Raw genomic sequence first — 25456 nt, 5'->3', positions numbered from 1 at the left:
CGCGATCGGGCGGTTTTGCTGCACGACCCGGAGGGCCATTTCGATGGTTCTGCGCCACGCCCGCATGGATGCTGGCGTCCAGCCCGAATGTCGTCGGGCGAGATGAATGCAGGGCAACGAAGCCGCGCACGCGGCCTCGCGTCGACGGAATTTCCGCGGGTCCCGGGCCTGCTCAACGGCGGCCTGGGATTGGCCGCTGCGGCCATCAGCGACACGCCTGAGCGCAGGCTGGAGCGCCAGCAACCGGCCCGCACCCTGCAGGCGCTCGGCGCCGACGCCGCCTACGCAAGAAGTGCGGCCGCCGCCCGCCGGACTCAAGGCGTGCGGCGCCTGCGCGCCGCCGACCGACACTGTCAGTCGAATGGACCCTGGGATTCGTGCCAGCCGACCTTCGCCGACCGCGCCGGTGATCGGCGCCCAGACGTTGTCGACGCCAGATTGCGCGAGGCCTTCCACGAGCGGCGCACGCTGGGTATTCGCTCCATTCGCGGCCACCCCGCTGCGCTCGGCCACAGCGGCCTGAATCCAGCCAGCAGCCCTTGGCAGCCGGCCTGTCTCGGCGAGACCCTGCGACTCGAAGTGCGCATCGACGCCGCTGGCCGCGCTCGGACCCAGCAGCCCTATCGCTGCCCGCTGTGACCGCACCGCGCGCGAACGCGCGCCCAGGGCTTGACCCTCCGGAGGCCTCCCCCTAGGATATGCGTCCCCGCCCGAATAGCTCAGCCGGTTAGAGCACTTGACTGTTAATCAGGGGGTCGTTGGTTCGAGTCCAACTTCGGGCGCCAAGATTCGCGTTATGCACCAAGGCTCGCAGCGATGCGGGCCTTTTTGCTTTTGTACGCGGCGGTCCAAAACTATCGCGCTCGTCCAAAATCGCGCGATCTGAAGCGCTCGCAGCCGCCACCCTGCGCGGCCTGCCGCCCGCCCCCTACCCGCCCTGCCCGCTCAGGACGAGCACTGGCAGTCCCCGGCGTAGGTCTTGCAGTCCGAGGGCACCATCCATTGCTCGCGATAGCCCTCGCTGTCGCGGGTGAGCCGGATCACGCCGCGGCGCGCGCCGATGTACCAGCGCCCGCGATGCTCGACGATGCTGGACGGATTGACTCGCCACCACTGCATGTTGTTATGCAGGCGCGTGGCCTGCATCGTCTGCAGGTCCAGCCGGGTCACGCCCACCACGGTCAGCAGGTACCAACTGCCGCCGCGCGCGTAAGCCGCCAGCGGCGGCTCCTCCAGGCGCAGCACCTGCTCGACTTGCCAGCCCTTGCCGTCGACAGAACGCAGGCGATGGATGGAACCGTCGCGAAACGTGCGATTCGACAGGCCCACGACATAGACGTCGCCGCGATGCTGGGCGAAGCCGATCGGATTGACGTCGAGCAGCGTGCGCCGCTGCCGCCCGCCGTCGCTCACCCACTCCACGGAACCACCGAGCATGCCCTGATTGCGCCCCACCAGCCGACCGCGCTTACCGACCGACCACACCAGGTCGCCGTTCTTGGCGTCCTGCGCACGCGGCGCGAACATCAGCTTGTCCCCGGCCACGCGCGCGCCCCACTCCTGCTGGGCCATGCTGGTGCAATGCCAGTCCAGCTCGGTCCGCGCCGGCGCGACGACCGTCCAGGACGAAGCTGCGGCGGCCGCGACCAGTGCGATGCCGGTCAACACCTGAGACCACTCCCTGTCATGCCACGCTCCTTCTACTTATGGGTAACCGGCCGCGACCGTTCGCGGAACTTGGCTTCGTACAGTCGGTAGCTCCCCGCGTACGGAAAGAACACCAGTTCCTCCAGCTCGGCATCGGCGGGAAACTTGAACACCATGCCGATCCCCATGGTATCCGTGAGGCGCACGCTTTGGTCCGGCTCGAAACGGCGCAGGGCGGAGACCAGGCTGCGGCGGTCGCCGACCAGGGCCTGTCGCATTTCGGCATCCGGCGCGGACACGTAATCGCGATAGCGCCGGTCGATCCACAGGGTCTTGCCGTCGCGATACACCTCGACGTCCGGCCGCAGCCATGGCTCGATCCGAGCGAACTCGCCGGAAAGCACGGCGGCGCGAAACTCCTTCCAGAAATCGCCCTCGCCCTTTGGGAATCCGAGCAAATGCTCGTCGCTTTCCAGCTTGATGCTGTACAGACGCCCCGCCGCATCGATCTCGACGCTGTAGTTGCGGTCGTCGTAGGACCATTGCGTGACCTTGGGCGATTCGATCTCGCGCTTGGCGCTGGGCGGGCCCAGCGCCGCCAGCACCCGTTCGCTGCTGTCGCCCAGGCTAAGTCCCTTGAAAGGCAAGGTCGCAGCGCGGGTACCGGTCAACTGCAGGCTATCGACATAGCGTGGCCTGTCCTTGAGGACGGAAATGACGAAGTAGGCATCGTCGCCGAGCTTGTAGGCCCGATTTATGTGGCCCTCGCTCTCGAACGTCTTGAACGGCTCGCCCAGCCCGGTGTCGCCTTTCGGAAGCAACTGCTGCACGCGCCAACCGTGCAGTTCGACCTGCGGTTCCGCGGCGCACACCACGCTCGTCGCGACGACCAGCATCGCGCCCACGATCCATTTTTCCCACCTTCCGGCCATCGTCTTCCCCTCGATCCCCAGTCCATTCGCGCGCATCTTGGCAGAAGGCCGGAAAGCCGGAAGCGCCATGCGCCAGCCCGTTCGGCTAGCGCGCCGCGTCGACCTTCGGGGTCGGAATCAGCCGCACCGGCGTCGCTTCGCTGCCGCCGGATACCTCCTGCAGGTATTCGTACCACTCCCGTTGGATGGTAGCGACCGGCCCGATCCGGCGTTCGAAATCCGCCAGCGTGCCGCCGTCGCGGATCAGGGCGCGGAAGCCGGCGGCGTACTTGCCGTCCTCGTAGTGGAACAGGAAGTGGGTCAGGCTCCAGTAGCCGATGTAGTACTGGTTGAAGCGGCGGTTGAGGTCGGCGCGGTCGTTGCCGGCGATCAGGGTGCGCAGGGCGACGATGCGCCCCGCGCGGATATCGGCCTCGGGGTCGCCGCTCAGGCCCAGCTCGCCCAGCCACCAGATCGGATAGGTGTCGGGGTCGATGCTGCCGGGTCGCAGGCGTTGGCCCTCCAGGCGACTCGCTCCGAAGTAGCTGGCCAGGCCCTCGTTGACCCATTTCGCCGGCTTCAATCCCGCCAGTTCGTGGTTCAACTGGTGGGTGGCCTCGTGGACCATCCAGTGATACGGATTGGCGACGCCTTCGGCGTAGTATGCATAGCAGGTTGGGGCCAGGTAGTAGGCCTCGGCCCAGGCGCTGCTGCGGTTATGCGCGCGGAACTGCGCGCGATCGCCGTAAAGCACGAGCTGGTGCTTGGCGCGTCCGGCTTCGTCCTTCAACTCGAAGGTTTGCAGGTAAGCCGCATGCAGGGCCTCGGCTGCCGCCAGCACAGCGCGCGTCTGCTCAGGCGTGGCCGTGCTGGTCGCGCGGTAGTGCGCGCTTTCGTAGCGCGGGCCCGCGGGCAAGGGTGCGCCCGACGCCGACACTGGGCCCGCGAGCCGGTCGCGCGACCACCAATACGCGCCGCCAGCGATCGCCAGCAACGCGACCGCACTCCAGATCCACCGCGATCCCCACATCGCCGTCCTCCCAGGCCGCAGGCGCGGCCCTGAGCGCACCTTCGCCGAACCGGTAACGCGATTCAACGCCCGCAGCGCATAAACGAACGGAGCCGCGGTTTCCCGCGGCCCCGTTCGTGTCCTGGCGAGTCTTGCGCCTTACCAGCAGCGCGAGATGTCCGACGTGGCCGCCGTCTTCACGCCCGCAGCGTTCAGGCCCAGCGTGCCGCACAGCGTGTCCTGCGTCTGCGGCCCCTGCGGCGTGGCCGTGAGGGTGTAGGCATTGGCGGTCTGGTTGGCGATCGCGATGTTGTAGTAGGTCGTGCCCTGGCGTGGCGACACATCCATACCGGCCGGAAGCGCGAAACCCGCATAGGTGTTGTTGACCGAGCGGAAACGCTCGGCCAGCTGGGCGATCTCGACCAGGTCGGCCTTGGCCTGGCCGCGTCGCGCCTTGCGCACGCTGTCCTGGTACGCGGGCACCGCGATGCCGACCAGGATGCCGACGATCGCGATCGCGATCATCAGCTCGATCAGGGTAAAGCCTCGGATGGCATTGTGGCGATTCATGTCTCTGGCTTCCTGATTGCGTTAACGGACCTGGCGCCACGACTGGCGACCGCACATGCCCCACTTGTACAGCGGCGGGCCACCTGCGGCTTGGACGATGCGCGAGCAGGTCGGCATGCCCAGGCGTGCGGCGATCTCGGCCGCCGTGGCGTTGGCCGGCAGATCCGGCGGCGGCGGCGGGCTGAAGATGTTCACGTCGGTGATCGGGCCGCTGGTATCGGCCTCCAGCTTCAAGGCACCGGCGTTGCCAGACATGGGATCGGCCGTGGGCGAACCGGGCCGCACGCTGCTCATGTAGGCACTGCCGCTGAGCGCACTCAGACCGTACAGCCAGTTCGTACCGCCCGCCGCGCAACCGGTTTCGGTGGAGTTGGCCGCGGACGACGTGATCGGTTCGAAGGTCGGGAAGAAGAAGGTGCCGTCCTGGATGCGCGGGCGTCCGACCATGCGCTCGCCGGTCTGCACCGGGGCCGCAGCGCCGGTCTTCACCGCCAGGTCCAGGTACCAGCCGGACTTGGTGAGGAAGTTGACCGAGTTCTGAGTGACTTCTCGGATGCCATCGGTGTTGTCGTTGCTGAGCACCTGCTGCTGCAGGGCCGTCGCACGCGCGGCGGTGATGCGCGCGCCGTTGTCGACCACGCCGTACACCGACTGCATGTCCTTGTTGTCGGAGTCGCCGCCGAAGGAGTAGCTGCCGGTACCGAACAGGATCATCACGCCGCTGGACGGGCCGGCCACGGCATTCAGGCCGCCGGTGATGGGCTGACGCTTGCCGTTGGCGTCCTTGGCGGTGAAGAAGGGCTTGTCGGCGCCGAAGACGACGGTGTTGTCTCGCAGGTCGAACTTCCAGATATTGCCGTGCAGGTCGCCGCCGTAGACGGTGTCGACGTAGCCGTCGCTACCGGCCGTGTAGGTACCGCCGCCGGCTGCATCATAAACGTAGCGATCCAGCGCCATCACGTTGCCCATGCCGTTGGGATCGGTCGGCACGCCGGTGCCGGCGGCCTCGGCGACTTCGATCGTCGCGACCGAACCATCCGTGATGTCGACCACGAACAGCGAGGCCTTACCGCCGATGCTGCCGTAGCCATTGCCGAAGATCGCCTTCCAGCGCGTGCCGCCCGAGGTGCGCACCGGCACGATCAGCGGCTTGCCCAATACATGGCCAATGCGCTGGCCGGTAGTGCCGGTGACCTTGTCGTTGACTTCCCACATCACATTACCGGCGGTGAACAGGGTCGGATCGGTCACGTTCAGACCGAACACGCTGCGTCCGCCCGCGCCGGAACTGCCGACCAGGACCGTGGCCCAACCGCTGCCGGTATAGGCGTCCGAGACCGTGATCGGACCATCGACGAAATAGCGATGCTGGAAGATCTGGTCGCCCTTGCGGTCCGGATCGTAGGGGAATAGCAGATTGCCCATATGCCCGACCGAGGTCGCCGGGATGTAGCCGAACGATTCGCCGCCGTTGTCGCCGCGGAAGGCGTGCAGCATGCCGTCGTTGGCGCCGACGTAAACCATCGGCAGGCGGTTCTTCTTCAGCGTCAGATAGGCCTCGTAGTTGTACGGGTCGAACTCGGTGGCGTTGGCGCCGCGCAAGGTCATGTAGCCGTAGTTGTCGAACGCGGAGGACACCACCGGCGAGGAATTGATGACGTCGCCCAGGCGGGTGGTGCGGTCGCGCATCTTGCCGCCGTTCTTCTTTTCGCCCGTGTCCTGACCGGCCAGGTAGGCCACAGCCTCGGACTCGGTCACGCCCAGGGTGGTGACGGCCGCCTTGGTGCAGGTCGAGAACGTATCGGCGCAGAGCGTGGTGAACACGTCGCCCAGATTGCTGGAAGAGAACGCCTTGACCACCGGCTTGACGGCGCCACCGGTGGTGGTGCCGAACAGCAGGTTGCGCCCGGTGCGCGGCAGCTGAGCGCTAGCCTCCCACTTGGCGGTGAAAGCGATCTGGCCGGCGGTATTGACGCTGACCGAGGACGCGTTCAGACGGCTGTACCAGTCGGTATTGTTGTTCTTGGCCTCGTAGAACGGCACCACGGACAAGGAATTGCTGGAGATACGCGCGCCGCTCAGGCCGGTGCTGCCCGAGGGGCTGGCGCCGCCGGCGACCGAGGCCAGCACGCGACGCATCGCCGCGGTGATGTCGGCCGGGGTCTTGGCGTTGATGTATTCGCCGCGGGTGTTGATCGAGGCGTGCCAGATATCGTCGACCGTGGTCGGGTTGTCGTTCTGCCAACCGGGCCAGGTCGGATTGGTCACGAACGGATCCTGGGCGACGTCCGGGTTGAAGATGGTGCCGCGGGCGCCCAGCGTGATGCCGTAGAAATTGATGTGCAGACGGCGCTCGCAGTCCAGCTTATTGCTCGGCGACGGGCTCTTGCACTCGTCCGGCACCGGCACGCGGCCGGCGCCGCCGTTGAGCGCGAAGTTGCCGTCGGTGCGCAGCGGCACCACGCCGCCGGCCTCGGTGCCCAGGTAGTACTGGCTGACGATGTCGGCCATGGTGTCGCTATTGTTGTCGGCGAACGGCGCGCCCATGTTGCCGTCGATGTTGCCGGTGGTGATGGTGCCGCCGTTGCTGTAGCCGTCGGTGAACAGCATCACCGCGTTCTTCTGGCACACGCGCTGAACCGGAGCGCCGCCCTTGCCGTCGGCGACCGCGTCGGTGCGCCGGAACTGACTGGCCGCCGCGCTGACCGCCTGGCGGTTCGGCGTGCCGCCGCTGGCGCCCAGCGCGAACACCCCGTTGGTGTACAGGTCGTCGCGTCGGGCCTGCACGCTCATGTCCTGCATGTAGACGCGTTCGGCCGCGGTGTTGATCGGGTCGTTGAAGCTGCCGTTGGAGTTGATCGGGAAGAAGCCGACGCGCATATCCTTGATGTCGGCCAGCGACCGGCTCATGCCCGCGACCATCGCGCGGTTTCGGTTGCCGTAGTAGCTGAACCAGTTGACGAAGTTCTGCAGCTGGGCGTTGTAGTTGGCCGTGGTGTCGAAGTTGGCCGACGCGATGGTGTAGCGCCACATGTTGCAGCCGGTGCCGCAGGCATCGGCGATCACCGGACGCGAGACCGCGTCGGTCTTGTAGCCCACCGGCTGCTCGGCCGCCGGCGTGGTCGTCTTCATGTAGAAGGTCGCCGGGTAGTACTGCATGTAAACGGTGGTGGTGCCGCCGTTCCAGGTCTGGCCGCCCGCGGGGACGGTGAACGCGTTGCCGCCCACGATCTGGTAGTTGGTGCCGGCCGGCATGAACATGCCGTTGCGCATGGTGAAGATTTCGGCCGTGGTGTAGCGGGTGGCGGCCAGGTTGACGGTGGTACCGGCATTGCGCGGATCGACCTTGGTGGCCGTGGTCGATGCGTTGCCGTTGGGATTGCCCGCGCTGTAGTCGTACGGCACCTTGGTCGGCGGCATCGACGAGGTCAGCCAGGCCTCGTACTTGACGTTGGGATTGAAGAACGAGGGATTGAAATCCGACGAGCGCGCCGCGCCCAGCGAATCCAGCGGCGGCAGGCCGAGGAAGCCGCCGCCCGCGCGCGGGCCCGGCAGCAAATAGAAATGATCGCAGCCGCCGTCGGTGCGCGGCTTACCCGCGTTGGCGCCCGTGGTGTAGAACAGGCCGTAAGGCTGAGTGTTGCTGTCGCGGCCGAAGCAGACCTCGCCGTCCTGACCGGGGAACATGGTCTGGAACGTCATCGAGCCGGAGTCGTCCACCGCCATCATGAAGGCCGGCGGCACGCCGTCGCCGCCCAGATTCAGCGGCGCCTGCGCGAGCGTGCCGGCACCCTGGGTGGTCGTGTTCGCGACCAGGCTGGGTATGCGGACGCCGAGCACCACCAGACCGGTCGCGGCGATAGTGAGGAGAATGCGATTCGCGTTCATGGCCAGGGCCCTCAACGGCCGATGAAAATGGTGTCGACGACAGCGTCGGACGACGGTTCTGCGACGCGATCGGCGCGGTAGGCGGTGATGCGATAGCGCACGAACACCTTCTCGCTGGCCGGGATCTCGCCGATGTTTAGCTGTCCGCCGCCGATGCATTGGTCGATGTTGCGCACGCGCGCGGGCGGTTCGGGGGTACCGGCAGGCGCGATCGACGCCGCGGTGCCGAACGCCGCCGGGTCGAAGCCGCCGCAGCGCTCTTCCAGGCGGGTCGAAGCGCCGACCAGCGTTTCGGCCTGACGCGCCAGATCCTCGGCGCGCTGGAAAGCCACGTTGGTGGCCAGGTAATTGGCCGACATGCGCTCCTGCATCGTCGCCACCTGCATGCCCGTGATGCCGAGCAGCGCCAGGATGATCAGGAAGATCAGCGCCACGTAGAGCGCGGCACCTTGTTGCTTGCGCGGACCGTTGAATCCGGAACGACTCATGGGCCTGTCTCCTCAGTTCTCGAACAGGCGGTTGCGCTGGGCAACGGTGGTTTCATAGACGGAGCGGTAGAAGCCGTCGTTCTGCGGGGTCACCAAGGTGCCCAGTACCGACATCCGCTGCACAGTCGGATCCATTTGCGCGGATACCGCGCCTTCGGAGCTGCGCATCACCAAGCCGACCTGGACCGAGCCAATACGGCGCCAGAGGCTGGCGTTGTTGCCCGCCGGATTGGTGACGCCGCCACCGACCTGATTGGCGGTCCAACTGGTGGTGATATAGCCGCTCGGCGGCGCATCGGCGGCCACGACGCGGTCCTGGCCGTACAGGAGCTGCAACGATTCCACGCCCTCGACCAACTCTTCGCGCCGATCCGGCCCGACCGCATCGAGTCCACCGGCAGCGTTGCGCACGAAGCGCGCGCGGTACAGCGACGGTCCCGTCGTGCCGGTACCGCCGGTACCAGCGCCGATACCAACGAAGTACACCACCACCTCGGCGCGGTACAACGTCGCCTTGGCCGCATCGTAAAAGTCGCGATCGCCCATGAAGTTGGAGAGATTCAGCGGATCGCCCGCCGAAGAAACGGTGATCGCGCCCGTACCCGCGTTCACACCGCCAGCGAACACGCTGGCGCGCTTGCAGTCGCCGATGCCGAACAGGCCCGATCCGCCGGTGGTGACATCGGTCGTTTCCGGAGTAATGGTGCTGGTCGGATCGCCGCCGGTGAAATTGGTCATGCCGGTGCCGATCGGCCAGAAGTACCGCAGCACCAGGATGTCGCTGCCCGCCACCGGCTGCAATGCGCCTATGTCGGCCGGCAGGGCCGGATTCCACTGGTTCACGTTGCCCAGCACCGGCGCACCGCTGGCGACGTTGATGGTGTCGCCCGGCGAGGTGTTGACCGCCTCGAAACCCTGCATGCCGACGTCGAAGCGCAGCAGATAAGGCGCGTTGGCGAAGTTGTTGGCGACGCGGTCGGCCTGATTGAGGAACAGCAGGTTCAGGCCTTCCTCGGCCGGCACCGCCGCCTGCAGCAGGGCGGTATCGTTGATGCAGCCCAGGTGCCCGGCCATGCGCAGATCGCGCTCCAGCGAGTCCATCGCGAAGCGCGCGTTCTCCTGCGCGCGCCCCATGCCTTCAGCCAGACGGTAGGCCGACCTTGAGGCCGACATCACCTGCACCAGGCCCAGCATCAGCACCATGCCGATCGCCAGCGCGACCATCAGCTCGACCAGCGACAAACCCTGGGAGCGGTAACGAATATGCGAATGACGAGTCATAGCCGTGTGGTCACCACGTAGGTCGATTGGGCCTGGCCCAAGGCGGCCTGGTTGAGGTCGTCGGCCCAGCGCAGGGTCACGGTCACGACGTCGCCGTTGAACACCACCTCGCCCTGCCCGCCCGGCAGGCTGGAGCTGACTTCACAGCGCCACACGTTCATGTTGGCGTTGAAGTCGATCGCCGCGCCGCGGCCGCAACCGCCGACCGCGGGCGTGGCCGGGAAGCTGTTGAAGGTCAGCGCCGTGTATTGGCGCGACACCACGCGATTGGTACGCATCATGTCGATGACCTGATGCGACAGGTTCACCGCGGTGGTGCGATGGTTCGCACTCTGGGTGTAGCGGATGTTGAGCGTCTGCAGGAAGGCCAGGCCGAGCAGGCCGAAGGCCAGCACCAGGAGCGCGATCAGCACTTCGATCAATGAGAAACCGCCGACGGAACGCCGCGACGGCGCCCGGGCGCGCGAAGTAGACCGGCTCATGAGCAGCTTTCCTTTTGAATACGCACCTGGCCGGCGCGGCTCACAGTCAGGCGACGTTGCTTGTTGATGGCGCCGGTCGTGCAGTCCACGACGTGCGCGTTGAACACGGCATTGGCGGCCGGCGCGCTCATGCGGCCGCGACGGTCGAATACGATGTTTGGCACCGCGGCCCCGGCCGACGCCAGGGCCACCTGCGCCGCGTTGCCTTGGAAGTAGCGGATTGCCGGCTCGTCGGCGCCCTTGGCGCCGTCGGTGTTGGCGTCGTTCCAGACCAGCCAGCCCGCGCTCCAGTCGTTACCGCAGGTGGCGCCATCGGCACTGGGGCAGACGCCGCCGGCGCGATTGCTGCGCATGGCCTCGCTGCGGGCCAGGTTGACGCCGGCGATCATGGAATTGGACGCCGCGGCCAGGCGGTTATTGCTCAAGGCATCGGTGAACGACGGCCAGCCCAAAGCCAGCAGCACGCCCAGGATGGCGATCGCGATCATCAACTCCATCAGGGTAAAGCCCTGATTGGCACTCATTCTGGACATGCTCTCTCCCCAGCATTCACGAAAACGATGCTAAAGGAGTGTTCTCAAGTAGCAAGCAATGACCGGACAGGCGGTCCAGCGGTGTGGATAGGCGTGCCAGAAGGCGTCAATTTGTGACAGAAGGCGGCGCACAAATGCGACCCAAACCCAAAGCAGCGGAGCACGATGTCCGAATTGCGCGGTTCTCGACCGTTCGTCCCGACGCACACAAGCACTGCAATTGCTTGCACTGCAGGCCCGCGCATGCGGCCGCGCGAGGCATCGCTTCGGCACCTTTCGAGTGCCGAAGAAGCGAAATTTTAACGTCGTAGTCCGATCAGTGGGCTTCGCGCACCAACGATGCTCAGCGGTCGGCCGGGGTACCGCGACCCGTTGCAACCGCCTCCCCCTGCCCGCGCGCTAAGGCGGACCGGGGTCGATCACCCCGGCCGCGGCCGGCCCGGCGCGAGCCCGCCGGGCCTGGGCGCTATCAGGTCACGACCCGATAGCAGGGCCGGTACTCGCCCGCGATCTTCATACGGCGCTGCTCGACGAAGGCGCGCAGCAGCGCGTCCAGCGACTGCATCATGTCGGCGTCGCCGTGGATCTCGAACGGGCCGAACTCCTCGATGCGGCGCATGCCGTCCTCCTTCACATTGCCGGCGACGATGCCGGAGAAGGCGCGACGCAGATCCGCCGCCAGTTCGTGCGGCTTGCGGCCGTGGTGCAGGTCCAGACCCGCCATCGCCTCGTGGGTGGGCACGAAGGGGTGCTGGAACTCGACCGGGATATCGATCGACCAGTTGAAATAGAACGAGTCCTTCTGCGCGATGCGGTGCTCGCGCACCTTGCGGATGCCGATGGACATGCGCTTGGCCACCGCCTCCGGATCGCCGACGATGATTTCGTAGCGCGAGGTCGCCGCCTCGCCCAGGGTCAGACGGAGGAAGCGGTCGATCTGTTCGAAGTACGGCGCCGAGGCCACCGGGCCGGTCAGGATCAGCGGGAACGGCAGATGCGCGTTCTCCTCGCGCAGCAGGATGCCGAGCAGGTACAGAATCTCCTCGGCGGTGCCCACGCCGCCCGGGAACACGATAATGCCGTGGCCCAGACGCACGAAGGCCTCCAGGCGCTTCTCGATGTCCGGCATGATCACCAGGTGATTCACGATCGGGTTCGGCGACTCGGCCGCAATGATGCCCGGCTCGGTGATGCCGATGTAGCGCATGCGGCGCTTACGCTGCTTGGCATGGGCGATGGTCGCACCCTTCATCGGCCCCTTCATCGCGCCCGGGCCGCAGCCCGTGCAGATGTCCAGGCCGCGCAGGCCCAGCTCGTAGCCGACCTGCTTGGTGTAGATGTACTCGTCGCGCGAGATCGAATGGCCGCCCCAGCAAACCACCAGGTTCGGGTCGGCCGGGTGCAGGATGCGCGCGTTGCGCAGCAGGCCGAACACCGCGTCGGTGATGCCGTCGCTGCTCTTGAGGTCGCGGCCGCCGTCGGCCGCCAGCTCGATCGCCGTGTAGGCCAGGTCGCGGACCACCGCGAACAGCAGCTCGGCCACGCCGCGGATGATCTCGCCGTCCACGAAGGCCATGGCCGGCGCGTGGGCCAGGTCGATGCGCACGCCACGGTCCTGCTGGTGGACCTGAATATCGAAATCCGGGTACAGCTCGCGCGCCGCGCGCGGGTCGTCGGACGCCGAGCCGCTGGTCAGCACGGCCAGGGCGCAGCGGCGCAGCAGATCGTGCATGCCCGTGGAAGCGTCGCGCAGGCGCGCGACCTCGTCGCGGGACAGGACGTCCAGCCCGCCCTTGGGGTAGATACGTGCGTTCACCGTCGGCAGGGCGGTGGTGATGGTTGCGGTCATGCTTGCTTCTCTTCCTTCTTCATCGTCATATATCAACATGATTCTAGCGACTTCGATGTCGTGCTGTGGAACAGGGATGATGGGCCTAGAAACCTTACCCGCAAGCTGCGACATCCCGCCCGGTCGAACTGACCGGATCATCTCAGGAATTACGGGCAGGCCACTGGCCTACTTCACTCCTGACCCATTGCCTGAGCTGCTGAGTCGTCTCCCGCAAAGCGAGCATGGCGCCATTTCGACCGGCGACGCCGACGCGGCGTTTGCCTTAGTCCAGGCAGCCGCCCAACGGAACGCCGGCGATACAGACGTGTCTCAGGCCGTCCGATACTGCGAAGTCCTGACTGGATATCGCCACCTGAACACCGTTGCAGACATGCTGGGGACCGGGGGCGACATATCGCCCAGAGCGGCTTGCCTTAGAGAAGAAATAGTCTTCAGCGGCGGACGAACCGCTAGCTTGGCCGAGCAGATATTTGCACCTGCCCCGGTCCTCCGACACCTAATCGAATCCCTGGCCGAAGGAATGCAAGCATTGCCCGGGAGCGACACCAATGCCAACGCCATCCTATTGGCCGCGACGGTTGGCTTCTATGCGGTGCATACACACCCATTTCTCGACGCGAACGGCCGCTGGTCCCGTTTACAGAGTGCTTATGCTGCCAAGACCGTAGGCAACCCGCTGGACGGCATGATCTCCGCAACGATGCAGAGCTCCGCGAAGAATCGGCTTTCGAATGACATCTGGCCTGTGACCAGGCAAGCCGGATTCCGTGGCTACTTCAGGTTTGCCATGGAATTTGGCTGCAAGTTTTCGGCAATGATCTCACCCGCCCTCGTTGCAACAACGAAGATCAATGGAGTACTTAGAAACTCCATAACTAGTCGACGCAGTTGCAACACGGCCATCACCCAACTTCACTCGACTGGGAGTCTCGAACTTTCAGATTTACGCTCTATCGCTGGAATATCCATGAAATCTGCTTTGGGGATTAGCCAAAAGATTCGCGAAGCCGCCGGGGACTTCACCGAAACCACCTCCTCATCAATACGAATCCACACTCTGCACACGCTAATAAAAGAAGCCGCAAATCATTGTGCGACTAAACAGTACAGCGATCAATCAGAATAATGAAGACCCAGGGGAACGCATGAGCATTAACTCTTTAGGCAATGAACTACCACTAGGCGCACAAGGAAATTTAAAACTCGCCTTAATTTCGATCCTGGCAATTACGAGCGCCACACATACATTCGATGCCAATGCACAAACAACACTTGACACAGTGGTAGTGCAAGGCGTGAGGCCTCCAGAGCCGAGAACACCGGATTACTCAATCCTCACCTGGTCGATCAACCGATCGCAAAACTCGATGTCTCGTGGATACAACGACACAACGGGTCACCAGGAACTCACATACAACTACCCGAATTTCGATCACTTAATAGACGCCACACCGGGCAGTTGCGACACACTGAAGAGCAACCCGATCAATATCTCGAACGGCGCTAAAGTAGAAGATGAAATTGACTTCTCTTCAGCAGTCACCGAAATGCCTCTTTACTTCGAACGGCACTACAACTCGAGAACCTACTCGGGTGGCATCCTCGGAGAAGGCTGGACCACCAATCTCGAATACAAATTCGGATGGGACGGAATAGACAAGATTGACTTGTACAGACCTGATGGCCGCCAATTGCATTTCACGAGACAGGCGGGCTCTGATAGGTGGACAGAAGACGCCCCTGACTCCGCCGCCTACATAACCAGGGACCTGCCTACAAACACCTTTAAGCACTTCACAAGTAATGGCCTAGTTGAAACATACGCAGCAATTGGAGCCGGCTCTGGCTCATACCAGCCATATCTGATTTCAGAGATCAAAAATAAAGCTAACGTCGGCTGGACGTTTACGTATGGTCCAAATACTTATGGAAGCGGCTACCGTCAACCTATAGCGGTGACACATACCTCTGGAAAGACAATGACCCTGACGTGGCAAAACAAGCGCGTCATTGCAGTCACCGATCCCGCTGGAAACTCTTACCAGTATTCGTATCAGAATGTTTTTACGGACGCCCAGGACCCTCTTCATAATTATTTCGCACTGAGCACAATAACAATGCCGGACGGCATGGTCAAGCAGTATCACTACGCCTTCAATCAGGGTGGATTGATCGGCAAGTCTATCAATGGAATAAGGTATTCAACATTCGGATATCAGCGTTATGAGTGGATGGTATACGACGGAGCTGGAAATGGTGGCCCGGCAACCGTTTATCACGCGTCATCCTCCGAACATGCAGGTGGTGTCGAACGATCCACCTTTGAGTACACCCTAAAACTTGACGACCAGTCCGGTCGCATCATCGCGACCAAGGAAACAAACCCGCTTGGAAAACAAGCGACGTACAATTTTGTTGACGGGAAATTGATTTCCACTATTGGACACGCAAGTGGCTCCTGCCCGTCGTCGTACAAGGAAAAAACATACGATGCAAATGGGTTTCCAGATATCGTGTCCGACTTCAATGGCATCCTGACCAATTTCGATTATGCACCTGATGGGAAAATCTTACGTGAAGTAGCCGCCGCCGGAACTCCGCAGCAAAAAGTCACCGACTACATATGGAATGAGCGCCGGCTACCTTCCAAGGTTACGGTACAGGGACAGCTCGAATCGAGCTACACCTACGACGACAAGGAAAAATTAACGTCGGTAACGGCTAAAAATATTTCTACGACTGGCGTACCCGGGCAAACCCGAACCACTAGTTACACATATACCCGCCACCCTAATGGATTAATCGCCACTGTAAAGGTTGACGCTCCCGCGCCGGGGGATGGGGATAGCGAGACTTTTACCTACGATGTAGAAGGCAATTTAACGTCGCTAAAGAACTCGTTGAACCACACTATTAGCTACGCAAACTACAACGGACTTGGGCAGCCAGGCCGAGTCATCGGAGCAAACGGCGAAGTAATCGACTATGGCTATGACTCACGAGGTCGGCTCACGTTGATCAGGAACTACTTCGATGGAACCAATCCTGCCGATACGAAATTCAAGTACAACTTGAATGGCCTTCTAGAGTCCAAGACAACGCCTGACGGCATTGAGATCAAATACGTCTACGACAACGCTCGAAGATTGTTGCGTGAATATCGCCGTATCGCCGACGGCACATACATCCAGAAGCGTTATACCTACAACAACGCGTCTCTAGTGACTTCAATTGTCACCGAACGCACCACAACTATCGCTCAGTGAGGGCCAAGACCATGTTCGAACGCTCTCACCAAATCCAGACGGCTCAGACTAACGCCACGAATAGGCTAAGCCTACTAGCCCTATCCTTGATAGCGGCAATGTCGCCGGCAAATGCAGCGACGACTCCAGTTTCCAGTACCTACTTCGAGTACGACGAACTGGGCCGCGTCATCCGACAATACGGGAACAACGGCCAAAGCACTCGCTACAGCTACGATGGCAATGGCAATCTGACATCCGCCCGAGACGCGGCGAATCGGACGACGTCATACGAGTACGACGCATTGAACCGCGTCAATAAGATTCTGGCTCCCGACAACACCGCCACGACAATTACCTACGATGGGGGCGATCGAGTGTCCAGTGTCACAGACCCGCGAAGCTTGACCACCAGCTATTCGTACGATGGTTTTGGCCAGCTATGGAATCAGATGAGCCCAGACACGGGCACGACCAGCTTTCAGTATAGCGGCAGCGGTCGACGCACGAAGATGACGCGCAATGACGGCAGTGAGCTGATCTATACGTACGACGCGCTCGGTCGACTTACCTCCCAAACTGGAGGCGGTGAATCGCGGGAGTATGGTTACGACTGGTGCGGGTACGGAATTGGTCGCCTTTGTGGCGCAGTAGCACAAGGCACGATTCATTTCGGTTACACACCGGACGGCCGACTCGCCGTAACGAGGGAACTGTGGGGTGGCCACGATGATTGGATGCTCTACGACTACGACACTCTGGGGCGTGTGATTGGCGTCAACTATGGCGGAGCATACGCGAACTACACGTATGCCGACGGCCAGCTATCGGGCGTATACCTGTACGACGGAACCACCAACAACCCCATAGCAACGAATATTGTCCACCGCCCTTTTGGCGGCATTGAAAGCTGGACCTACGGCAACGGCCTAACTCGTCGATATAACTACGACCTAGACGGCCGAGTAACCGGCATAAGTGTCGGCGATTCTCATTCGGTCATTCAAAGCCTGACCTATGCGCATAACGCGAGTAACGAGATAACTGCCATCACCAATGGCATTGACGCCGGCATGAACCAGAACTTGGGATATGATTCGCTATCTCGATTGACGAACGTCGCATCCGCAAAGAACGAAACCATCACCTACGACAGCAACGGAAATCGAACGCTAACCGATTGGATTGCGCCGATCTATAACATAGTCGACGCTACGAGCAATAGAATTAGTAGCGACTACAACAATACCCCTGGAGCCGGAATCAGTTACACACACGATGCTCGCGGCAACCGATCAAGCCAGCAATGGAGCGGCTCAACCGCTACCTATTCTTACGACCTCTTCAATCGATTGCGTAGCTTGTCACGGACGGCAGACACGACATACCTGAGCCCCGGCTACGTAATGACCACGTATCCAGCAGGCACAACAACTTATGTAGTAAATGCCCTTGACCAGAGAGTAGCGAAATCTGGCCCACTCGGGACGCATCGCTTTGTGTACGGAGGCTCGGGCAATAGGTTGATGTCTGAATACACGAATGGCGCATGGCACCGTTACATCTGGCTTGGCAGCGAACCCATTGCACTACAACGCAACAATCAAATTTTCTTCATCCACAACGACCATTTGCTTCGTCCCGAACTAGTGACTGATAGCGCCAAAGCCGTGCAGTGGCGGGCAAAAAACTATCATTCTGACCGTGGCGTTGTGCTGGACAACATAGGAGGATTGAACCTTGGATTTCCTGGCCAGTACTTCGATGCGGAATCCGGCCTGTGGCACAACGGATACCGAGACTACGACAGTCGACTCGGAAGATTCGTCCAGTCAGACCCCATCGGGCTGGCAGGCGGGTTAAATACATACTCGTACGCGGGCGGGAACCCCGTTAGCTGGACTGACCCTCGCGGCCTCGACCGAGAAATAATTTTTTGGTCTCCGATACTGCGGAGCCCGGGCTCATGGTTTGGGCACGTTTCAACCGTTGGCGGCGAGGGGCAGAACTACTCGTTTGGCACACATGGATGGGATAAGACATATCCTGCCGCACAAGACTACGTCAATCGTCAAACAAGCAAAGCGGGCCCCAACCGATCTGGCACTGGGCTCGTTGTCGCTATGGATCTTGAGCAGGATGCTATCTTCGATCAATGCATGATCGATAAGAAACTTGATAATCACGCATATAACGGAACCTCCAACAATTGCACTACCGCCGCACAGCAGTGCTTGAATGCAGCCGGCATATCCATTCCGAGCACAACCATCTTCCCCCAGGACTTGCAGGAATCCCTGTGGCGATCAGGTCAAGTTATTGATGTAACCGGATATCCGGCTGAATGAGTAAGCTACGCATCTCCGCGGGACTTATTGCGTTATCTTTCCTTCTTGTCGCTTTGACGCTGGACCTCATAGTCACGACCAACAGCGACTCAGCCGTGTACGAGGATGATTCAAAGCGTCCCTTAGCCGAACGTCACTTAGTTGCGTCACTAGTGAGAGGTAGCAGGGCCAGCGTTCTCCGATGCATTGACGACAAGAGTGATCAATACATAGAGATTCTTACACCGGACAACAACCATGGGTACATATATAACCTGGACGTGACCGCTACTCTCTCCCTGTCACGCTCGCCAAAGATTGCGCGGAAAGCGCTGCCGGCATGTTTGCTTTTCTTACTCGATAAAATATCCCTCACTCCACCCTAAGGCCACACGCAGATTATCGGTGGCCGCCGAAAGAAGTTAAAAAAAAGGCCGGGAAAACCCGGCCTCTTTTTTTCAAACTAGCACAGCCATTAGAACTTGTAGCGGAAGCTGATCTGGGCGGCCCAGCGCGAGATGCCCTTGTCGTCGTAGATGTTCAGGGCGTCCGGACCGTTGTAACGGTACACGTACTTGCCGGCGTTGCCGACGCAGGTACCGGTCAGCGGAGCGCCACCGGCGCCGCAAATGCCGCCGTACTCGACGATGCCGCGATAGCCCGGGAACGACTGCTCTTCGACGCTGCCCCACTTCTTGTTCAGCAGGTTGCCGACATTGAGGATGTCCAGGGCGATTTCGGCCTTGTGGCCTTCCATGAAGCCCGGGATCTCCTGCGAGATGCGCATGTCGAACTGGTTCACCCAACGACCGTGCGCCGCGTTGCGCTCTGCGACTTCGCCCAGGTGCTGCTTGAGGTAGTCGTTTGAGTTCACGAACGCCCAGAAGCCGGCGGCTTCCGCCGCGCTGCCGAACACCACGTCGGTGAGGTCCTTGGGGATGTACAGCAGGTCGTTGGCGCGGCCGTCGCCGTTGGCATCATTGTCGAAGGTGTAGCTATACGGACGGCCCGAACGGCCTTCGTAGAACATCGACACGCTGGTGTTGTAATCGCCGAAGAAGGCGTGCTTCCAGCTGATCGCCGCGGTGAAGCGGTTCTTGATCTCGTAGCTGGAGGTGGCCGAGACTTCCTCGTTGGACTGGAACACCGCCACGTTGCCCAGCTGCGAGCCCGAGGTCGAGCTGGTCAGCGGGCTGACTTCGTTGGCGTTGGTGTAGGTGTAAGCGAGCAACCAGGACCAATCGCTGTCGTTGAACGGCTTGTTCAAGGACAGGGTCAGCTGCTGGCTTTCGCCCTTGCTGGTCGAACGGGCGATGATCGCGTCGTTGTAGCCGCGGTTACGCAGGGTACGAGCGTCCGTGCCGCTGCCGACGCAGGAGCTACCCGGCTGCACGCCGGTTTCGTTGCGGCAGGCAGCGCCCAGCGAATTCCAGCTAGCCGGGTTCAGGCCTGCATTGTTCCAGTACATCGCGCGGCCGTCCTGAGCCAGGCGGGTGGAGTTGCCCAGATTCAGCTGCTGGTAGTAGATGCCTTCCTTGACCGAGGTCAGCACGACCTCAGCGGCGCCGACGATGCCCCACCACGGCAGTTCGGTATCGAACGCCAGGTTGGCCTTCCACACCGACGGCTGGCCCAGGTCCGGATCGATGAAATCGACCGATTGCGTGCCGCCCGTGCCCGGAACGAACAAACTCAACTGATTGTTCGGATCGGCGCTGAACTCGGGAACGCCCGGACGATCCGGCAGGCCATTGCTGAAGAAGTAATCGGTGTACGACACGCCGTTGTTGGCGTACGGGTTAGCCAGCCACACGGTCGCGGCCGAGCCCTGGAACAGGCCGATACCGCCGCGCAGCTGGGTCGGACGCTCGCTGTCGAAGGTGTAATTGAAGCCGAAGCGCGGCGAGACCAGTCCGTTGCCGTCGATGGTGGCATCGTTACGGTAGCCGAAAGCGGTGGACGCGGCAGCGTTATAGGTCGGCTTCTGATCGACCATCGGCTCGTCGTAGCGCAGGCCGAAGGTCAGGGTCAGGTTGTTGTTGACCGCCCAGCTGTCCTGCACGAACAGACCCAGGTTCTTAAGCTTGAACTCGGCGGCCATGTTGTTGAGATCGCCACCGCGCGGGTAGAACAACTGATAGCGGCTGGAACGGCCGGCCTGGTAGTCGGCGATGCTGTTGAAGGTGTAGACGCCGTTCACGCGACGACCGAAGAGGTTGTAGACCTCGTTTTCTTCGTAGTCGACGCCGAACTTCAGGGTGTGATCGCCGAGGAACCAGTTACCAGCGAAGAACGCGTTCTTCGTAGTGGTTTCCAGTACGTTGGCGTGGGTGTTCTCTTCGGTACCCAGGTTCAGCGTGGCCGAACCGATACGGACCGCGATCGCCGGGAGGTCGGCGAGCGGACTGCGCACGGCCGAGTAGTCGCGGTACGAAACCTTGGCTTCGGTGGAGAAGTTGTCGGACCAGTCGCTGAACAACTGCGCGGTGTACGACTCGAGTTCGAAGTCGCGTACGTAATGGTAGGTATTCAGCGCCAGCGTGGTGTTGCCGAAGCCCTGCAGGTTGGCGGTGTTCTGCTCGGACTTGCTGTAGCGGAAGCTGGCGCGGTGATTGTCGGTGATGTTCCAGTCAATCTTGATGCCGTACTCTTCGGCTTCCGAATTCAGCGCCGGCTTGGCCAAAGTGCCCGGATCGAAGCCCCAGACGTTCTTGGAAATGTCGATGACTTGTTGAATCTGCGCCTGGGTGATGTTGACGATGTTGCTCTCGCCCGAACCCTGCGGACCGAAACCGGAGTTACCGGTGAACAGGCCCTTGCCCTTGTAGTTCTCGTAGTTGGCGAAGAAGAACAACTTGTCCTTGATCAGCGGGCCGCCGAAGGTGGCGCCGTAGGTGGTCTCGTTGTCGAACAGCTTCGGGCGGATGTTGTTGCGGTTCTTGCCCGACCAGTCGCCGTCGCGGTAGATGCCGTACAGCGAGCCGTGGAACTCGTTGGTGCCCGACTTGGTCACGGCGTTGATCACGCCGCCGGTGCCGCCGGAGATGGTGACGTCGTAGTTGGCGACGTCGACCGCCACTTCGTCGATGGTGTCCATCGAGAACGGCTGGCGCGGGGTCGGCAGGCTGTTGGATTCCAGACCGAAGGAGTCGGCGGTGCTGATGCCGTCGACGCGGACCACGTTGTAGCGCGGGTTCTGGCCGCCGACCGAGATTTCGTTACGCGACTTGTCGGTCTGGGCGACGCGCGGGTCGAGGCGGACGTAGTCCTGCAGGTTGCGGTTGATCGACGGGAACGATTCCAGCTGCTGGCGGGTCACGTTCGAGCCGGCGCCCATCTTGGTGGCGCTGAACACTTCCGAGCCGCCGTAGGACACGGCCTGCACCGATTCCAGCGTGGTGACCGAGTTGTTCAAGGACACGTCGACGTTGTTGACCTTGTCGAGGTTCAGGAACACGCCGTCCTGCGAGCCCGTGCCGGCGCCTTCCTTGGTGGTGGTGATCACGTACGGACCGCCGACGCGCAGACCGCGCGCGTTGTAGCGGCCGTCGGCATCGGTCACGGCACGGCTGACGGTGCCCGACTCGGTGTGGGTGATCGTGACTTCGGCGCCCACGACGGGTTGACCATCTGCGCCGACCACGCGACCGGCGACGCCGGCGGACGTGCTCTGCGCGAATACGGGCGCTGTGGCGAGAACGGCGAGCAGACCAAGCGTGAGCTTGGACAACCGGACGCTATTCGGATGGGTCATTACGATGGCCTCGGTAGCTTGGAAGACGTGGAATTCGTGGCGTGAGTCGGCGGGCGCTATGCGCCATACGCCGAAGACTGGTGGTGTTCCGCCCCTACCCGGGTGCAGCGCGTGCAGCCCCGCCGGGTTAACAGCAGTTTAACAGGCTAAGGGCGCTGTGTGACAGAGACGTGACCAGCGTCAAGGCTTGTCACACGGTGACGGCGGTCCAAGCTGAACGGGCTAATCGGGCAAAGTTCGGGGCTGGCGACTCGGGGACGCATACGTCACACGCCTGCCACTACGGCACTTGGGAGTCACGGCCAGAGCGCTAGCCCGCGAGCCCCAGGAAGGCATCGCCACCCTCAGATTGGCACTCCAGGCACCGAAACTGTGGACGACCCTACCCCGCCCCGAAACGCCTCAGGGCGGCGAGATCTGCAGATACGTGCCCAGACCGTCCAGGAACATCTGCACCGAGATCGCCACCAGCAGCATGCCCATCAGGCGCTCGATCGCGATCAGGGCGCGCCGGCCCAGCAGCTTGTACAGCAAGGTCGCCGAGAACAGGATCGCCGCGGTGGCGCCCCAGGCGATCATCAGGGCCAGGCTCCAGTCGCCCAGGCGGGTGGGCTCGTTGCTGCCCATCAGCATCACCGCGGCCATGCCCGAGGGGCCGGCCACCAGCGGGATCGCCATCGGCACGATGAAGGGTTCGCCCTCGGGCAGCTCACCCATCAGGCCTTCCGGCGGCGGGAAGATCATGCGGATGCCGATCAGGAACAGGACGATGCCGCCGGCGATCGAGACCGACTCCTGGCGCAGGTGCATCAGCTCCAGGGCGTACTTGCCGCCCCACAGGAACAGCATCAGCACGCCCAGGGCGATCAACAGCTCGCGCGCCAGCACGATGCGCTGGCGCTTGGGCGGCAGCCCGCGCAGCAGACTCAGGAACACCGGGATGTTGCCCAGCGGGTCCAGGATCAGGAACAGCAGCAGCGCGGCCGAGGCGATGGTCACGGCGTCGCGCGCTCCGGCAACGGATGCCAGACCTGGCCGCGATGGACCGCGCCGGCGGGCGCCAGCAGGGTCACGCAGGCGGCCGCGTAGTCGCCGGGATCGCGCGCCTCGCGGTCGTTCTCCTCGACATAGGCCTTGCCGCGCAGCGCGGTGCGCATCGGTCCCGGCTGCAGGCCGGCCACGCGCACCGGCGAGTTGCCGAGCTCGGCGTGGAGCATGCCTATCAGTGCCGTCAGCGAATGCTGGGCCAGGCCGTAGCCGCCCCAGTAGGCGCGGCCGACGCGGGCCGGATCGTCTAGGGCGAACACCAGGGCCGAGTCCGGCGCCTGCGCCAGCAGCGGCAGGCAGGCCTGCGACAGCCACCAGCGGGCGGTGAGGTTGACGTGGATGGCGCGCGCGAACGCGGCCGGATCGGTCTGCAGCAGCGGGGTCAGGCCGGGGAAGTCGGCCGCGCAATGCAGCACGCCGTCCAGGCGCCCGAACTCGTCGCCGATGCGCTGCGCCAGCTCGGCGTAGTCGTCGGGCGCGGCGCCTTCCAGGTCCAGCGGATACAGCACCGGCTCCGGCCCCAGCTTGGCGGCCGCGTCGTAAACCCGGTTCAACTTGGCCGGCTTGCGGCCCAGCAGGACGACGGTGGCGCCGGCGCGCGCGCAGGCCTGGGCCGCGGCGGCGCCGAGGCCGCCCTGCGCGCCGCTGACCAGCACGACGCGATCGGCCAGGGCCTGGTCGGCGACGGGTGCTGCGAATGCGCTCACTGGCGCTGGGTCTCGCTGATCATGCGCGCCAGCTCGCCGGACTCGAACAGCTCCAGGGTGATGTCGCAGCCGCCGATCAGCTCGCCGTGGATGAACAACTGCGGGAAGGTCGGCCAGTTCGAGTAGCGCGGCAGGTTGGCGCGGATCTCCGGATCCTCCAGCACGTTGACCGTGTGCAGCACGGTCGCGCCGGCGGCCTTGAGGGCCTGCACCGCGCGGCTGGAGAAGCCGCACATCGGGAACTGCGCGGTTCCCTTCATGAAAAGAACGATCGGATGGCCTTCGACTTCGGCCTGGATCCGCTCCATAACTGACATGTGGACAACTCCTGCAATGCTCTGTTGCGCCGTATACGTTCAGGCAACAGGGCGTGGGGATAGAATGAGCGATTGTAAGCCTTCACGGCAGCGGACACGCGACCCGGCACCGGTAAGCGGCCCGTCGCCACCCCCTAGCCAGCCCCCAGAATCCAGCAAGGAGCCCGCCAATGGCCATCGAACTGCCCGCCCTGCCCTACGACCGCACCGCGCTCGAGCCGCACATCTCCGGCGAGACCATCGACTTCCACTACGGCAAGCATCACCAGGCCTACGTGACCAACCTCAACAACATGATCCCCGGCACCGAGTTCGCCGACATGTCGCTCGAGGACATCATCCGCAAGTCGCAGGGCGGCGTGTTCAACAACGCGGCGCAGATCTGGAACCACACCTTCTACTGGAACTGCCTGTCCCCCAAGGGCGGCGGCGAGCCGACCGGCAAGCTGGCCGAGCTGATCGCCAAGTCCTTCGGCGACTTCGCCAAGTTCAAGGACGAGTTCACCAAGGTCACCATCGGCACCTTCGGTTCGGGCTGGGGCTGGCTGGTGCAGCGCCCGGACGGTTCGCTGGCCCTGGTCAGCACCTCCAACGCCGCGACCCCGCTGACCGGCGAAGACACCCCGCTGCTGACCTGCGACGTGTGGGAGCACGCCTACTACATCGACTACCGCAACGCTCGCCCGAAGTACGTCGAGTCGTTCTGGAACCTGGTCAACTGGGACTTCGTGGCTTCGAACCTGAAGTAAGCGACGGACCCATGCGGTAAGCGAAACGGCCAGGGAAACCCGGCCGTTTTCGTTGCGCATCGGCGATGTCGGCGCCGGTTCGCTCAGTCGCAGCTGAGGCCGAACTCGCGCTTGAACGCCTCGGCCTGTTCCGGCGGTTCGTGACTCAGCAAAGCGCAGCCGGTGAAGTTGCCCAGCGAGGCCTGGCGTTGGTCGTCGCGGTAGGTCCAGTCGACGATCTCGTCGCGTGCGAACGCGTAACGCTGCCCCATGCGCACCCTATCCACGCGCTCGGGCTGGTTGTCGATGATCGCGGAGTAACCGCTGGCGGTCTCTTCCAGATCGGACAGCCAGAAAAATTCGGTGTAGCCGTCCTGCTCGATGCCGACCTTGACCGAGAACGCCGACAGCTGCGGCGGCGGGTCCTTTTCGAGTTTCAGGAAGCCGTCCAGCGAGGCGCGCGCCTTGGCGAATGCGGCTTCCATGGCGGGATCGCCGGTCGCCACCTCGGTGACGTTGTCGTCCTTCGCGCGTTCCAGCACGGTCTTCGCACCGTTCGCCTCGGCGCAACCGGCCAACAGCATGACGATCAACAAAACTCTGCGCATCCATGCCTCTCCAGTGAGTGAGCGCCCGCGTACATCAGCGCAATTCGTAGGATGCGGTGAGC

20 protein-coding genes and 1 tRNA gene are annotated in these 25456 nt (G+C 62.9%); 6 read left to right on the top strand and 15 right to left on the bottom strand.

All coding sequences use genetic code 11. The annotated features are described in order from the left end of the window. Positions 1 to 87: 87 nt before the first annotated feature. Both ASE35_RS17090 and ASE35_RS17085 read left to right on the top strand, forming a co-directional pair. Positions 88 to 639, top strand: coding sequence for a hypothetical protein (locus ASE35_RS17090; RefSeq protein ID WP_057164605.1), 552 nt, complete (start codon positions 88 to 90; stop codon positions 637 to 639). A gap of 69 nt (positions 640 to 708) precedes the next feature. After that, positions 709 to 785, top strand: a tRNA-Asn gene (locus ASE35_RS17085). A 160-nt stretch (positions 786 to 945) separates the two neighbouring features. On the opposite strand, the gene ASE35_RS17080 is transcribed toward ASE35_RS17085, so the two are convergent. The 10 genes from ASE35_RS17080 to ppnN form a co-directional block, all read right to left on the bottom strand. Next, positions 946 to 1665: a hypothetical protein gene (locus ASE35_RS17080; RefSeq protein WP_057164604.1), complete on the bottom strand. Its 720-nt coding sequence runs from the start codon at positions 1663 to 1665 to the stop codon at positions 946 to 948. Between the two features lie 35 nt (positions 1666 to 1700). Continuing rightward, positions 1701 to 2648, bottom strand: coding sequence for a hypothetical protein (locus tag ASE35_RS17075; RefSeq protein ID WP_157489536.1), 948 nt, complete (start codon positions 2646 to 2648; stop codon positions 1701 to 1703). A 16-nt stretch (positions 2649 to 2664) separates the two neighbouring features. Beyond that, complete coding sequence (locus tag ASE35_RS17070; RefSeq protein ID WP_157489535.1) at positions 2665 to 3588, bottom strand: hypothetical protein; 924 nt, start codon at positions 3586 to 3588, stop codon at positions 2665 to 2667. A 138-nt stretch (positions 3589 to 3726) separates the two neighbouring features. Then, positions 3727 to 4137 carry a type IV pilin protein gene (locus tag ASE35_RS17065; RefSeq protein ID WP_057164601.1) on the bottom strand — a complete coding sequence of 137 codons (411 nt, stop codon included), beginning with the start codon at positions 4135 to 4137 and terminating at the stop codon, positions 3727 to 3729. 21 nt (positions 4138 to 4158) lie between these two features. Beyond that, positions 4159 to 8025, bottom strand: coding sequence for a PilC/PilY family type IV pilus protein (locus ASE35_RS17060; RefSeq protein WP_057164600.1), 3867 nt, complete (start codon positions 8023 to 8025; stop codon positions 4159 to 4161). A gap of 11 nt (positions 8026 to 8036) precedes the next feature. Then, positions 8037 to 8513 carry a PilX N-terminal domain-containing pilus assembly protein gene (locus ASE35_RS17055; protein WP_057164599.1) on the bottom strand — a complete coding sequence of 159 codons (477 nt, stop codon included), beginning with the start codon at positions 8511 to 8513 and terminating at the stop codon, positions 8037 to 8039. 12 nt (positions 8514 to 8525) lie between these two features. Further along, complete coding sequence (locus ASE35_RS17050; RefSeq protein WP_082611361.1) at positions 8526 to 9794, bottom strand: PilW family protein; 1269 nt, start codon at positions 9792 to 9794, stop codon at positions 8526 to 8528. Continuing rightward, the gene (gene pilV, locus ASE35_RS17045) at positions 9791 to 10276 is read right to left on the bottom strand and encodes a type IV pilus modification protein PilV (RefSeq protein ID WP_082576611.1); all 486 of its coding nucleotides are present in this window, start codon (positions 10274 to 10276) and stop codon (positions 9791 to 9793) included. Before pilV ends, ASE35_RS17050 begins: the two co-directional genes overlap by 4 nt. Beyond that, the gene (locus ASE35_RS17040; RefSeq protein WP_082611360.1) at positions 10273 to 10809 is read right to left on the bottom strand and encodes a GspH/FimT family pseudopilin; all 537 of its coding nucleotides are present in this window, start codon (positions 10807 to 10809) and stop codon (positions 10273 to 10275) included. Before ASE35_RS17040 ends, pilV begins: the two co-directional genes overlap by 4 nt. A gap of 469 nt (positions 10810 to 11278) precedes the next feature. Next, complete coding sequence (gene ppnN / locus ASE35_RS17035) at positions 11279 to 12658, bottom strand: nucleotide 5'-monophosphate nucleosidase PpnN (RefSeq protein WP_057164596.1); 1380 nt, start codon at positions 12656 to 12658, stop codon at positions 11279 to 11281. Here ppnN and ASE35_RS21370 point away from each other — a divergent pair. From ASE35_RS21370 to ASE35_RS20830, 3 genes are read left to right on the top strand one after another with little or no spacing between them, the layout of a single operon-like run. Next, a complete protein-coding gene (locus ASE35_RS21370) occupies positions 12645 to 13787 on the top strand; it encodes a Fic family protein (protein ID WP_157489534.1) in 1143 nt (380 codons plus the stop codon). The genes ppnN and ASE35_RS21370 overlap by 14 nt on opposite strands. Positions 13788 to 13806: 19 nt before the next feature. Further along, positions 13807 to 15927 (top strand): DUF6531 domain-containing protein, encoded by a 2121-nt coding sequence (locus ASE35_RS21365; protein ID WP_157489533.1) that lies wholly within the window; start codon positions 13807 to 13809, stop codon positions 15925 to 15927. Between the two features lie 11 nt (positions 15928 to 15938). Further along, positions 15939 to 18254, top strand: coding sequence for an RHS repeat-associated core domain-containing protein (locus ASE35_RS20830; RefSeq protein WP_082611345.1), 2316 nt, complete (start codon positions 15939 to 15941; stop codon positions 18252 to 18254). A 454-nt stretch (positions 18255 to 18708) separates the two neighbouring features. Here the strand turns inward: ASE35_RS20830 and ASE35_RS17030 are convergent, their stop codons facing one another. The 4 genes from ASE35_RS17030 to grxD form a co-directional block, all read right to left on the bottom strand. Beyond that, complete coding sequence (locus ASE35_RS17030; RefSeq protein WP_057164595.1) at positions 18709 to 21987, bottom strand: TonB-dependent receptor; 3279 nt, start codon at positions 21985 to 21987, stop codon at positions 18709 to 18711. A gap of 402 nt (positions 21988 to 22389) precedes the next feature. After that, positions 22390 to 22986 carry a YhgN family NAAT transporter gene (locus ASE35_RS17025; protein ID WP_055902790.1) on the bottom strand — a complete coding sequence of 199 codons (597 nt, stop codon included), beginning with the start codon at positions 22984 to 22986 and terminating at the stop codon, positions 22390 to 22392. Beyond that, complete coding sequence (locus ASE35_RS17020; protein WP_057164594.1) at positions 22983 to 23741, bottom strand: SDR family oxidoreductase; 759 nt, start codon at positions 23739 to 23741, stop codon at positions 22983 to 22985. Before ASE35_RS17020 ends, ASE35_RS17025 begins: the two co-directional genes overlap by 4 nt. Further along, positions 23738 to 24058, bottom strand: a complete 321-nt coding sequence (gene grxD / locus ASE35_RS17015) for a Grx4 family monothiol glutaredoxin (protein ID WP_056181547.1) — start codon at positions 24056 to 24058, stop codon at positions 23738 to 23740. The genes ASE35_RS17020 and grxD overlap by 4 nt, the downstream gene beginning before the upstream one ends. Positions 24059 to 24228: 170 nt before the next feature. Between grxD and sodB the strand changes: the two genes are divergently transcribed. Next, entirely contained in the window at positions 24229 to 24807 is a 579-nt protein-coding gene (sodB, locus tag ASE35_RS17010; RefSeq protein ID WP_057164593.1) for a superoxide dismutase [Fe], read from the top strand. An 83-nt stretch (positions 24808 to 24890) separates the two neighbouring features. On the opposite strand, the gene ASE35_RS17005 is transcribed toward sodB, so the two are convergent. Then, positions 24891 to 25394, bottom strand: coding sequence for a DUF2314 domain-containing protein (locus ASE35_RS17005; protein ID WP_162259069.1), 504 nt, complete (start codon positions 25392 to 25394; stop codon positions 24891 to 24893). Positions 25395 to 25456 lie beyond the last annotated feature (62 nt).

Origin of the sequence: Lysobacter sp. Root916 (assembly GCF_001429785.1) — a bacterium.
Classification (GTDB): domain Bacteria; phylum Pseudomonadota; class Gammaproteobacteria; order Xanthomonadales; family Xanthomonadaceae; genus Lysobacter.
Note: the sequence above shows the minus strand (reverse complement) of the source record. Positions and strands in the feature narration are given on the sequence as shown.

Coding starts and splice junctions, on each gene's coding strand:
- ASE35_RS17090 (WP_057164605.1), top strand. CDS start 88: ATGTCGTCGGGCGAGATGAATGCAGGGCAACGAAGCCGCGCACGCGGC.
- ASE35_RS17075 (WP_157489536.1), bottom strand. CDS start 2,648: ATGGCGCTTCCGGCTTTCCGGCCTTCTGCCAAGATGCGCGCGAATGGA.
- ASE35_RS17070 (WP_157489535.1), bottom strand. CDS start 3,588: ATGTGGGGATCGCGGTGGATCTGGAGTGCGGTCGCGTTGCTGGCGATC.
- ASE35_RS17065 (WP_057164601.1), bottom strand. CDS start 4,137: ATGAATCGCCACAATGCCATCCGAGGCTTTACCCTGATCGAGCTGATG.
- ASE35_RS17060 (WP_057164600.1), bottom strand. CDS start 8,025: ATGAACGCGAATCGCATTCTCCTCACTATCGCCGCGACCGGTCTGGTG.
- ASE35_RS17055 (WP_057164599.1), bottom strand. CDS start 8,513: ATGAGTCGTTCCGGATTCAACGGTCCGCGCAAGCAACAAGGTGCCGCG.
- ASE35_RS17050 (WP_082611361.1), bottom strand. CDS start 9,794: ATGACTCGTCATTCGCATATTCGTTACCGCTCCCAGGGTTTGTCGCTG.
- pilV (WP_082576611.1), bottom strand. CDS start 10,276: ATGAGCCGGTCTACTTCGCGCGCCCGGGCGCCGTCGCGGCGTTCCGTC.
- ASE35_RS17040 (WP_082611360.1), bottom strand. CDS start 10,809: ATGTCCAGAATGAGTGCCAATCAGGGCTTTACCCTGATGGAGTTGATG.
- ASE35_RS21370 (WP_157489534.1), top strand. CDS start 12,645: ATGGTTGCGGTCATGCTTGCTTCTCTTCCTTCTTCATCGTCATATATC.
- ppnN (WP_057164596.1), bottom strand. CDS start 12,658: ATGACCGCAACCATCACCACCGCCCTGCCGACGGTGAACGCACGTATC.
- ASE35_RS21365 (WP_157489533.1), top strand. CDS start 13,807: ATGAGCATTAACTCTTTAGGCAATGAACTACCACTAGGCGCACAAGGA.
- ASE35_RS20830 (WP_082611345.1), top strand. CDS start 15,939: ATGTTCGAACGCTCTCACCAAATCCAGACGGCTCAGACTAACGCCACG.
- ASE35_RS17030 (WP_057164595.1), bottom strand. CDS start 21,987: ATGACCCATCCGAATAGCGTCCGGTTGTCCAAGCTCACGCTTGGTCTG.
- grxD (WP_056181547.1), bottom strand. CDS start 24,058: ATGTCAGTTATGGAGCGGATCCAGGCCGAAGTCGAAGGCCATCCGATC.
- sodB (WP_057164593.1), top strand. CDS start 24,229: ATGGCCATCGAACTGCCCGCCCTGCCCTACGACCGCACCGCGCTCGAG.
- ASE35_RS17005 (WP_162259069.1), bottom strand. CDS start 25,394: ATGCGCAGAGTTTTGTTGATCGTCATGCTGTTGGCCGGTTGCGCCGAG.